Origin of the sequence: Tunicatimonas sp., from assembly GCF_049647865.1 — a bacterium.
GTDB lineage: Bacteria > Bacteroidota > Bacteroidia > Cytophagales > Cyclobacteriaceae > Tunicatimonas.
Genome location: NZ_JBARYM010000054.1, coordinates 1 through 7874, shown reverse-complemented (window position 1 = coordinate 7874; position 7874 = coordinate 1). Strand labels below are relative to the sequence as shown.

General features: G+C 48.6%; 3 protein-coding genes. All 3 read right to left on the bottom strand.

The window, feature by feature from the left end; all coding sequences use genetic code 11:
* Positions 1 to 2237: PSD1 and planctomycete cytochrome C domain-containing protein (locus WBA23_RS02025; RefSeq protein WP_424580570.1), on the bottom strand; the 2237-nt coding region annotated here is incomplete at its 3' end.
* Positions 2238 to 2808: 571 nt separating this feature from the next.
* Positions 2809 to 4245 carry a DUF1501 domain-containing protein gene (locus tag WBA23_RS02020; RefSeq protein WP_424580569.1) on the bottom strand — a complete coding sequence of 479 codons (1437 nt, stop codon included), beginning with the start codon at positions 4243 to 4245 and terminating at the stop codon, positions 2809 to 2811.
* A gap of 26 nt (positions 4246 to 4271) precedes the next feature.
* Positions 4272 to 7520, bottom strand: coding sequence for a DUF1553 domain-containing protein (locus WBA23_RS02015; protein WP_424580568.1), 3249 nt, complete (start codon positions 7518 to 7520; stop codon positions 4272 to 4274).
* Positions 7521 to 7874: the final 354 nt, after the last annotated feature.

Below are 7874 nucleotides of genomic sequence, written 5' to 3'. Positions count from 1 at the left end.
GGAGTGTTCGTATTCAGCATCTTAACATTACACACCTGCCGAGATGAATTATCAAACAGAAACGTAGGCCCCGAAATACGCCGCCAGAAAGTGTAGAGGCTACGGCGGTACAACGCGTTGCCGTGATCCTGCTCGTATTTTATTTTGCCAAAAGTAGCCTCCTCCCAAATACCTTCTGGCTGATAGGGCTTTACTGACGGACCCCCAATAGAATCGACTAGTAATCCACTTACGTAGAGTGCTTGGTCGCGAATCATCCAGGAGGGTAAACGCATTCGGGTAGCTCTAGCTAAATATTTGTTTTCCGGATCAATTTCTAGCAGCTCTTCGGTTACATTAGAAGATTGCCGGTAGGTCGCGCTCATCACGATTTTCTTAAGCAGCGCTTTAAGGTTCCAACCGGATTGCCGGCCACCGGATTGTCGGTCACCACTTTCCCGAAAATCAACGGCTAGCCAGTCCAGCAGTTCCGGGTGAGTAGGTAAGGCACCCTGCACCCCAAAGTCTTCAATCGTCTTCACCAAGCCATTGCCGAAAAATGCCTGCCAGTAGCGATTCACGGTGACCCGGGCGGTGAGTGGCTGCTCATCGGCTACCAGCCACTGGGCCAAAGCCAAACGGTTATTTTTACTATCATCTGGCAAAGGCGGTAAAAACGCGGGTACGTTCCTGAATATCGGCTCATCCGTGCGGGGATTATCGTAGCCGCCCTTTTCCAATACATAGGTTGTCCGCGGGTACTTCAGCTCGTCCATTACCATTACCTGAAGGTTCCGGGAAGCTCGGCGGTCCCGGCTACTTCTCGCGGCTCTGAGATCATCAATTAACGCAAAGTAAGCCGGGTCTTTCTCTTTGAAGAAGTTTCCGAGCTGACTCAGAAAATAGGAAGATCGATCGGCGGGTTCGTAGGTGAGGGCGTAACTTGCTACGCCTTCCAACCCCTCAGCCGCTCTGGACTCTGAAGCCGGGAGACCGTCTTTTCGAGGAAACTTATCTCGTTCGGCTACCTCCACCTTTTCCGCCAGTGCGTAGACGTATTCTTGTAGTTCGGCTACTTCCTGCTGGTCTCTGGCGGAGCTAAGATCCAGTACTGGGGGAATCATTCCGTTGCCGCCTAGTCCTTCTTCGGAAGTCTGGTTGAAGTAGTCGTAGAACTGATAATACTCTCGCTGCGTGAGCTCATCGTACTTATGATCGTGGCAGCGGGCGCAGTTCAGCGTTAGCCCTAGCCAGGCGGTTCCGGTGGTTTCCACTCGATCCAGTACGTTCTCTACCCGGGTTTCCTCGGGTATTCTTCCGCCCTCGCCGTTGTAGGTGTGGTTCCGGTTAAAAGCCGTAGCCAAAATATCTTCGGTAGTGGGGGAAGGCTTTAGGTCGCCCGCCAGTTGCATCACCGTAAACTCATCGTAGGGCAAGTTTTCGTTGAAAGCCCGGATCACCCAGTCGCGCCAGGGCCACATTTTGCGGGTGGGGTCACCCTGAAAGCCGTTAGTATCGGCGTAGCGGGCTACATCTAACCACTCCCAAGCCCAGCGTTCGCCGTAGCGGGGAGATGCTAGCAACCGGTCTATCAGATTTTCGTAAGCTTGTTTGGAGGTGTCTTCTTTAAAAGCGGTTACCTCTTCGGGGGTAGGAGGAAGACCATTTAGGTCAAAGGATAGCCTGCGAATCAACGTCTCTTTGTCAGCCTCTTCCGAAGGGGTTAGTTGCAGCGATTCTAACTTATCCAGAACAAAGTAGTCAATCTCATTGCGGGGCCAGGTAGCATCATTAACCTCCGGAAGTGCTGCTTTTGCCGGAGCATCAAACGCCCAATGGTTTTTCCATTCGGCGCCCTGTTCAATCCACTTAATCAGAATTGCTTTCTCTTCAGCGGTAAGGCTCAGGTTAGATTCCGGGGTGGGCATCACCAGTTCTGGGTCGTCGCTTAAAATGCGGTGAACTAATTCACTTTCATCGGGGTGACTAGCTACCACCGCAAAGGTTTCCTGGTCGGGAATATTAGCGAAAATGGCTTCTTCTTGATCCAATCTCAGACCCGACTCCCGGGCGTTCTCATCCGGGCCGTGGCAGGCAAAGCATCGGTCGGATAAAATAGGACGTACGTGGAAGTTAAAATCAACCTTATCAGGAAGGTACTGATAAGCAAGCTGAACGTCATCGGGCATAGAGGGACCACAGTTCGTTAATACGAAGCCAAACAGAAAACACCAGCAAATTTTGATGGCTCGGTTCATTTCAAGTAGTATATACTTCTCTATCTTTACGCTGTAAAACTGTGCTAATGCAGCTTAGATTTTGTTTTAGATTTCTTTATGGGGCTTTCTGGTCATTTTCGTGCTAATCACAAATGTCTACGTATGTGCTGTCGTTCGGGTCTGTAGTAGTAGTATCTGGAACATATTCTACTCGACAAGGCCAATCATCATCACTAGGTTCGCCCACGCACCCAGTTGTAAATAACATCAATCCTAAAAGTGCTAAAATTGCTGTTTTAAAGTGTCGATTGTGAACGTTGGACTTTATGTATTCATGCCAACTCAGAATAACCTCTTGAACTTTTGAATATCTTGAGTTCTTATTTACTGAATACATTCTGGCACATACTTTTTCTATTTTTCGTTCCGATAAATACTTAATAATTTCATCGTTACTCATTTGGGTGAAATCTATAATATCTATCGAACACTCACTACAATGTCTGTTTTTTGAGCTTTGAATTCTATCCAAATTCTTCCAGCTCATGTGACAAGGTTGCTGTATAGATATTCGTTTATTCATATTAGTTTTATTATTGTCCATAATAGATCAAGTAAGAATATCTTTCACTACGTGTCCGTGTACGTCAGTCAATCGGAAGCGGCGGCCCTGAAACTTAAAGGTGAGCTTTTCGTGATCAATGCCCAGAAGATGGAGCAGCGTTGCCTGAAAGTCGTGGACATGTACCGGGTTATCAGTAATATTATAGCCAAATTCATCGGTTGCCCCGTAAGTAAACCCTTTCTTTACTCCGCCGCCCGCCATCCACAGGGTAAAGCAGCGCGGGTGATGATCTCGTCCGTAGTTCGTTTTCGTTAGTTTTCCCTGAGAATAATTCGTCCGGCCAAACTCCCCTCCCCAAATGACTAACGTATCATCTAACATTCCGCGCTGTTTCAAATCCATCACTAAAGCAGCCGATGCCTGATCAGTTTCTTTTGCTTGGGTTTGGATAGCATTTGGTAAATTACCGTGCTGGTCCCAGCCCTGATGGTAGAGTTGAATAAAGCGAACATCACGTTCGGCTAAGCGACGTGCCAGTAGGCAGTTGGCAGCGAAAGTTCCCGGTTCGCGGGCATCCTCGCCGTACATATCGTAGATATAATCGGGTTCACTCGAGGTATCCATAATGTCAGGTACGGAGGCTTGCATTCGGTAGGCCATTTCGTACTGGGCTACTCGCGCATTGATCTCCGGGTCGCCCAAACTTTGGTGTTGAACCTCCTGAAGCTGATTTAAATAGTCAAGCTGCATCCGACGGTCACTAGGGTCAATACCCGAAGGATTGTTTAAGTAAAGCACCGCATCTTTTCCGGCCCGGAACTGTACTCCCTGGTGCTGAGACGGTAGAAACCCATTGCCCCACAAGCGAGCGTACAGCGGCTGCCCGCGCTTATTCTTAGTGACTAGCACCACAAAGCCTGGGAGGTTCTCATTCTCACTACCCAGTCCGTAACTTAGCCAGGAACCAATACTGGGCCGACCGGAAAATTGAGAACCTGTTTGAATAAACGTAATCGCCGGATCATGATTGATGGCTTCGGTATACATGGACTTAACGAAGCATAGTTCATCCACCACCTTAGCGGTATGTGGCATCAGTTCACTAACCGGAGCTCCTGAACGACCGTATTGTGCAAAATCAAATTGGGAACCCGCCAGTGGGAAGGAGGACTGGCCCGCACTCATGCCGGTAAGTCGTTGTTCACCCCGCACCGATGCAGGTAAATCTTTACCATTCATCTCGCGCAGCAGGGGTTTGGGGTCAAATAGCTCTAACTGGGAGGGACCTCCGCTCTGAAACAGATAGATGACCCGCTTCACCTTGGGAGTGAAATAGGGAGAGCCCATACCGCCAGCATCCTTCGCCAACGACTTCATTGGATTTATCAGAGAAGCAAGACTCACTGCCCCTAAACCCAGTGAGGTTTTAGTAAGGAAGTCTCGGCGAGAGTACTGTTGTTCGTAATTATTACAATGGTCCATATCTGGCGTAATTTTCAGGCGGATAATTACCGTTTAGTGTAAAATTCATCGTGGTTTAGTAGAGTGCTGGCAATCATGGCCCAGGCGGCACTTTCGGTTTTACCCAACCGCTGGTTTACCGGATATTCGCCAATGGCCAGCAGTGAATCGGCTTGAGCTGGTGACGAAGTAAATAGCTCTTTCGCTTCGGTGAACAAGCCTTCCAGAATGTCTATCTCCTGCCCAGTAGGTTTTCGTCCGGTAGCTAACCGAAACCCATAGTTGATCTTTTCGTCAGTTGTTTCACCACCTTCGGTTAGTAATCGCTGGCCCATCACCCGAGCGGCTTCTACGAACTGAGGGTCGTTGAGTAGCACCAACGCTTGTAACGGGGTGTTGGTGTTTTCTCGCTTCATCGTGCACACATCGCGGTTAGGCGCATCAAAGGCAACCATAGCGGGGTGCGGACTGGTTCGTTTTACAAAGGTATACAAGCTTCGGCGGTACAGGCTATCGCCTTTATCTTCTTGGTAGCGAAGCAGTATGTGAGAGAAGTTGCCCTTTTCTATCCAAAGCCCTTCCGGCTGATAAGGCTTTACGCTGGCACCGCCTATCTTACCTACTAATAAACCACTAGCTGCCAGAGCGTTGTCCCGGATCATTTCGGCTGACATACGGCTTGATGGTCCCCGGGCTAACCAGACGTTATCCGGGTCGTTTTTTACCTGCTTTTCGTCTTGCACCGAAGCTTGTCGGTACGTGCCGGACATCACCATTGTCTTCATTAGTCCTTTTACATCCCAGCCCGATTCTCGGAAGGTAACCGCCAGCCAGTCTAATAATTCCGGATGAGAAGGAAGGCTACCCTGGAACCCAAAATCGTGTGGAGTATCTACCAGTCCGCGCCCAAAGATGAGTTGCCAGTAGCGGTTCACGGTGACTCGGGCAGTAAGGGGATTATCTTCGCTAAATAGCCACTGGGCTAATCCCAGACGGTCGCGGCGGAGGTCTTCGGGAAACTGTAGTATGCTTTCGGGGGTGCCCGGCGGTACTTGTTCAGCAGGAGCATCATAAGCCCCGCGATCCAGCACAAACATAGGGCGAGGTTCGCGCTCTTCTTCCATCACCATAATCTCAGTAACATCGCCTACTGCTTCCATTCGTTGCCGCACTAAGTCTCGTAGCTGCCGTTGCTTTTCCTGATACGCCGAGTGTTTCCTCTTCAGTACGTGCGTAATTTTAGCTTCCTCCGAGAGATCTTTGTAGGCTATTTTTTCACTGGACGATCGAGCGTAAAGTTGAGCAATCTCTACCGGGGTTAAATCCTGATGGAATACGTAAATTTCGTCTACCGCGCCTTTGTAAATGCCAAATTCACCCGTGTAGGCTCGGTACGATTTTCCCAACTGAATAGGGCGGTTGGTGGGTTGATGATTACCAGTAATTAAGGTCTTGATCGACTTGTACAAACGATCGTAGAGAACGTCGGTGGTTGCCAATTGACCATTTACGTAGATTTGGACGTTATTTGCTTTTCCCCCGCCATCGTAGGTAAACGCCAGGTGCGACCATTCACCTACCGGAATATTTTCCAAACTCTTGGTATGGATCATATTGTGCGGTAGTGAATGAATGAGTTTTACTGCTGGGTAGTTGGCACTGTCGAGGTAAAACTCCCAACCGCGCCAGAAACTATTTTTCTCCCCTGAGGTGGCCATTATCGTCTGAATCTTCTGATCTACGTCGGGCTTCACCCATACCGATGCGGTAAAGGGTTCATTCATTTCAAACTGTCCTATTTCTTCCAACGCAAGGGTTTCGTATCCATCGTCGAAATGCAGGGCTTTGCCTTTTATACCATCTACTAACTGCGGTTCGCTGGATATCCGGGTTTTAGAATTACGGTCAATCGCTTGGTGCGAATTTCCTTTATTATCTTTTGTCGAAGATATTTGCTCAACCGGAAAGTAGCCCGCTGGCTGAGGGATGTTTACTGATTCTTGGTTAGATAACTGATCAAGGTATTGAGTCAGTGATTCTTTATGTTCGGTAATTTCGGTCAAACTGCCTCGTAATTCTTCAGTTAGATGGTCAAGAGAGTCTATCGTTCGCTGCTGCTGGTTAGAAGGTAGCAGCAACATAGGGCCGTAGTCGCCATCATCCCCGGTCATGCCGAGCTCTCGGATGTTATTAAAGAAAGCTGCCATACTATAGAAATTCTTCTGAGACAGGGGGTCAAACTTATGGTCGTGGCACTGAGCACACTCCAGGGTAAGACCCAAAAATACTGTAGCCGTGGTGCTGGAACGGTCAAACACATACTTCAAACGAAACTCTTCGTCCACAACTCCGCCTTCACCGGTCATGGGATGATTACGATGAAAAGCGGTAGCCAACTTCTGCTCCCGGCTAGCATTAGGTAGTAAGTCACCCGCTAGTTGCCAGGTAGCAAACTGATCGTAGGGCAAATTCTCATTAAAAGCTTTAATCACCCAATCGCGCCAGGGCCACATGGTTCGGGCACCGTCGGCGTGCATACCGTGGGAGTCGGCGTAGCGAGATATATCCATCCACTCTATCGCCATCCGCTCACCGTAGGCGGGTGATGCCAGCAGTCGGTCAACTACTTTCTCGTATGCACTCTCTGAGTCATCGGCCAGAAAAGCATCCATTTCTTCTACCGTAGGAGGCAAGCCAGTAAGATCGAGGGTTACCCGACGTAATAAACGTTGTTTGTCGGCGGGGCCAGAAGGGGCAAGTTCTCGGCTTTCTAAGGTAGTCGCTACGAAATTATCAACAGGGTTTTTTACGAACTCAGCAAATTGATTGACTTCCGGTACCTCTGGCTTCTCCGGAGAGATAAACGCCCAATGGGGTTTGTACTCGGCTCCTTGCTCGATCCACTTTACTAACGTGGCTTTTTCTTGAGCGGTCAGTGTTAAGTTAGATTCCGGGGGCGGCATTTGAACCTCCGGATCATCGGCAAATATCCGGTGGACTAACTCACTACGCTGCGTTTTGCCGGATACAATTGCGCGCTTGCCACTCTCTAGTACCGCAGTGGCCAACTCTTCTTCACTCAGGCTGAGTCCGGCTTCTACCGCCGCTTCGTCGGGGCCATGGCAGGCGTAGCATCTATCGGAGAGAATAGGCTTCACGTGGTAGTTAAAATCTACTTCATCGGGAAGGGTTTCGTAAGCCTGCGCTACCTCTTCAGGAAGTTCCTGCTGGCAGCACCACAGACTGCCAATGATACAGAAGTAGATGAAAGTTCGGATATGTTTGGAGTAAATCATGGTAAAGAGGAGTTGCTACTAGGAAAGATAGTAGAATTACCGCAAAATGGGAAACCGAAGAACAGAAAAGGGTAAAGAGCAGGAAGATATAGGGTTGAAGGGTTAAAAATTAATAATCACTTCAGCAATTTAGCAATCAGACCATTTACTTATTACCCAATGTCAACCCCGGAACTCTTCCGGGATAAACTTTCAATTGCTCACTGCTCATTACCATCAGGTTTTATTATATTGAGCGATAATAAATATACACATTATGGGGTTACGAACAATCCTAATCTTTCTAGCGCTTTTCCTCAGCACTTTTTTAGTAACATTTGCTCAAAACGATACTATTCGAATTGATCTTAAGGC